Here is a 1,181-nt window from a genome sequence, read left to right on the forward strand (position 1 = left end):
TTATACCAACGGCGATAGGCGGTGACTCTGGCTGGGGATTCCCTTTAGGCGCGGATTGTGATTCCTATGGTCATTGATTTGGCTGGAGGGTTTAGGCTTGTCGACATCGATTTTGATCACACGTCTGGATTTGGATGCTTCAGGTCTTCGTCAGGCGGCATCTCGAAGCCATGACGCTGATGCCGCCCGACGGATGCTTGCGCTGGCGCTTGTATTGGAAGGGCGAAGCCGCACGGAGGCTGCGACCATCTGCGGTATGGATCGGCAAACTCTTCGCGATTGGGTGCACCGCTACAATGCGGAAGGTCTGGCGGGGTTAAGCGATCGTCCTTTACCCGGTCCTCCTTCATTATTGACACCGGAGCAGCAGCAGTCTGTGGCGCAGTGGGTCAAGGACGGTCCGGATATAGCCGTGGATGGTGTCGTGCGCTGGAGGCGGATCGATCTGGCGCACCGGATCAAGCGCGAGTTCAATGTCACCATGGCCGAACGTTCCGTCGGCGACATGTTGCGGCGCCTAGGCTTTCGGCGGCTCTCCGTACGTCCTCAACACCCAGGTCAGGACGCGTCCGCCCAGGAGGCGCATAAAAAAACTTTGCCGACCTGGTCGCCGCTGCGATACCCGAGGCAAAGCGGGGGCAACCCATCGAAATCTGGTGGCAAGATGAGGCACGCATCGGCCAGCAAGGTACGTTGACCCGTATCTGGGCTAAGCGTGGCAGTCGTCCACGCGCACCTCGCGATCAACGCTATACTTGGGCCTATCTCTTTGGAGCCATTTGCCCAGCGCGAGGCGTGGGAGCCGCCTGGGTCGTTCCTAAAGCTAACATTTGGGCCATGAACCTGCATCTTCGCGAAATCAGCAAACAGATTGCTACCAGTGCACACGCCCTAGTCATCGTCGACGGCGCTGGATGGCACAAGACTGGCGACAAACTTATCGTGCCCGAAAATATCACCCTGATGAAATTGCCACCCTATTCGCCAGAGCTAAATCCTCAGGAAAATGTCTGGCAGTATCTACGACAGAACTATCTCGCCAATCGGGTCTATGAAAATTACGAAGCCATTGTCGAAGCTTGTTGCAACGCATGGAAGGCTCTCATGGAACAGCCAGAACGCATTCGATCAATCGGAACAAGGGAATATGCACAGGTCAGAGTTTAACGCCGTTGGTATTA

The 1,181-nt window shown here is 56.1% G+C and carries 1 protein-coding gene; it reads left to right on the forward strand.

Annotation, left to right across the window (positions count from 1 at the left end):
• Positions 1 to 97 precede the first annotated feature (97 nt).
• Positions 98 to 1,167, forward strand: a protein-coding gene (locus tag AC1DXO_RS26085) for an IS630 family transposase (RefSeq protein WP_476981138.1) whose coding sequence is annotated in 2 segments (ribosomal slippage) — positions 98 to 587 and positions 587 to 1,167 — 1,071 coding nt in all. Because the reading frame shifts where the segments join, the coding sequence is not laid out codon by codon here.
• Positions 1,168 to 1,181 lie beyond the last annotated feature (14 nt).

The organism is Asticcacaulis sp. P2_C5 (assembly GCF_056404555.1).